The organism is uncultured Christiangramia sp. (assembly GCF_913046405.1).
Lineage (GTDB): Bacteria > Bacteroidota > Bacteroidia > Flavobacteriales > Flavobacteriaceae > Christiangramia > Christiangramia marina.
Genome location: NZ_CAJWRQ010000166.1, coordinates 1 through 2,741, shown reverse-complemented (window position 1 = coordinate 2,741; position 2,741 = coordinate 1). Strand labels below are relative to the sequence as shown.

General features: G+C 36.7%; 3 protein-coding genes and 1 pseudogene. All 4 read left to right on the top strand.

The window, feature by feature from the left end:
* Window positions 1-319: 319 nt before the first annotated feature.
* Complete coding sequence (locus QZ620_RS13800) at window positions 320-874, top strand: RNA polymerase sigma factor (protein ID WP_295182768.1); 555 nt, start codon at window positions 320-322, stop codon at window positions 872-874.
* Window positions 864-1,412 carry a DUF4179 domain-containing protein gene (locus QZ620_RS13795; protein ID WP_295182766.1) on the top strand — a complete coding sequence of 183 codons (549 nt, stop codon included), beginning with the start codon at window positions 864-866 and terminating at the stop codon, window positions 1,410-1,412. Before QZ620_RS13800 ends, QZ620_RS13795 begins: the two co-directional genes overlap by 11 nt.
* Window positions 1,393-2,514: a hypothetical protein gene (locus QZ620_RS13790; protein ID WP_295182763.1), complete on the top strand. Its 1,122-nt coding sequence runs from the start codon at window positions 1,393-1,395 to the stop codon at window positions 2,512-2,514. The genes QZ620_RS13795 and QZ620_RS13790 overlap by 20 nt, the downstream gene beginning before the upstream one ends.
* Before the next feature lie 25 nt (window positions 2,515-2,539).
* Window positions 2,540-2,741, top strand: a pseudogene (locus QZ620_RS13785) (DUF2807 domain-containing protein); the annotation flags it as partial.

Sequence of the window (2,741 nt, the reverse complement as noted above, 5' to 3'; positions counted from 1 at the left end):
TATTAATTTCTTCTTCATCTTCAGGTGTCATCAAAGGAATCAATTCTGCATCTTCATCTATTCCCTGAAATGACAAACTGTCAATATTCGTAAACTTTGTTTTAGCCATAATTATATTTAAGTCAAACTGTCACCAGATTAAATTTCATTAATTTGGTGACGTTCGTTAAAAGCCTTGAAATGCAATGCATTGGGGCTTTCTATAGATTTGCAATATCAAATATTCAATTCCTATGCCACGCCTTATATATAAATTTATTTTCAGAAAGTGTAACAATCTTTAAACAGTTCCATCTTTAGTATAGAAACCAGACATTAATTGACACCAACCATCACACATATTAATGATCTTGTTGCTCATTGCCGTAAAGGAGAACAACGAGCGCAGATGGAAATCTATGACCGGTATTATAAAGCAATGTACAACACCGCGTATAGGATTACAGGACATTCTGCTGAAGCTGAAGATATTATGCAGGAATCATTTTTAAAAGCATTTACACGAATAGATAGTCTTAACGAGGATGCCACCTTTGGAGCCTGGCTAAAACGTATCGTGATCAATCAAAGTATCACTGCTTTGAACAGATCTAAAAAGCTGGCGGAGGTTTCTTATAATGATGAACTCAAAAATGAAGAGGACTCTGGTGGGTTGGTTGTCGATGCTAACACTAATGACAAAGTGAAATTAGTACTGAATGCATTGAAGAATTTGAAGGAAAACTACAGGATTTGTCTAACGCTATATCTTATTGAAGGATATGATCATGAAGAAATTAGTGAGATTATGAAAATCTCCTACGGAAATTGTAGAACGATGATTTCCAGAGCTAAAGAAAGTTTAAGAAAAAAATTGCAGCAACATGAAAGTTAATGAATTAAAAGAATTCTTCGAGTCTGCAAATTTTGACATCGAGGAACCGCAAACAGATCATCGCGATAGGTTTGCCCGCAAGCTGGAAAGAAGTAGAAAGTCAGAAAAAGCTGGAAGCAACTCCGGAAAGATCTGGTCAGGATTATTAAGCATCGCTGCAGTATTGGCTTTAGTGCTGTTATTATCCAATAATTTCAACCAGGCAAATCAGTCAGACCTGGCTAGCATTTCACCTGAAATGAAGCAGACGCAGCAGTTTTATTCAGGATTAATTGAGAAAGAACTCATAGCTTTAAATGCCGAAGCTACTCCTGAAACGCAGATGATCATTAAGGATGCCCTTCAGCAATTAAAAAAACTGGAAAATAGATATAAAAGAATGGAGAATGATCTTCTAGAAAGTGGAAAGGATAAAAGAGTCATACACGCCATGATTCAAAATTTCCAGCAGCGAATAGATCTATTGAGTGAAGTATTAGAACAAATTGAAAACATCAAATCATTAAACAATCAAAATTATGAAAGCAATACTATCTAGCATCCTTTTTCTCATGGTGCTCGTTACCAACCTGTACCCGTCAAGTAAATGCACAGAGCCTGAAGTTACGACTGAAGCATCCGTTATTGAAGAAGCCAAGCACACCAGAAAAAAGACGATCAGAAAGGAATTTAACGTAAAGGCCAACGGTGATCTTAATATCAACAATAGTTACGGGAACATCGATATTGTTACCTGGAAAGAAGATCGGGTTCTTATTGAGGTTACCATCAAAACCAATGGGATTGACGAGGATGATGTGGAAGACAAACTCGATGATATACGAGTGGAATTTGACCAGCATTCTTCTGGAGTGACGGCAACTACCAAATTCTCTAAGGAAAATAGGTCCTGGTGGAAGAATATTTTTGATGGATTCGATAATGTTAATATGGAGGTGAATTATGTGATTCGCGCACCAGAGAACAACAATCTTACTCTTGATAATAATTACGGCGGAATCTACATTGACAAAACTTTTGGTAATACTGATATCAATTGCGACTACGGAAAAATAGATGTGGGTGAGTTAAATGGTCGCTCTAATATTCTGAATTTTGATTATAGCAGAAGCAGCCGAATTGGATTTGTTACCAATGCTGAAATTGATGCCGACTATTCAGATTATGAAATTGGGGAAGCTGAAGAATTATTGGTGAATGCAGATTATACCAAATCCCGAATTCGCAAAGTTACCAAGCTGGATTTCAACTGTGATTATGGAAGTATCGAAGTAAATAAAGTAAAGGTGCTTATTGGAAATGGCGATTACTTAACAACCAAAGTGGATAGAATATTCACCTCTGCAGACATCAACCTGGATTATGGATCCTTGCATATCGAAAAAATAGTCAACGGTACCGAATCTGTAAATATCGATACCGATTACGCAGGAGTACATTTAGGGTATGATAGGGAAATGACATTTAGTTTTGATGTAAAGACCAGTTATGGGGGTATTAACGGAACAGAGGATCTGGATGTTCGCCGTACCAATGAAAAAAACACTAGTAAATCCATCTCTGGAAATTATGGTTCTGGTGCTGGAGCAAGGATCGATATCTCCACCAGTTATGGTAGCGTAAAATTTAGCAAAGAATAATTAATCATCAATGAAAATACCTATTATGAAAAAAGTACTATTACTATCAGCCTTCTTCCTTCTTGCCTTCAATTCTGTCCACGCACAATGGGGTAGCAAAAAAATTCGCGGAAACGGAAAAATGGTGACTGAAACCAGGAATACTTCAGATTATGAAAGAATTCATGTTGTCGGATCCATGAACGTAAAATTAGTTTCGGGAACTGAAGGAAACATCAAAGTTGCTG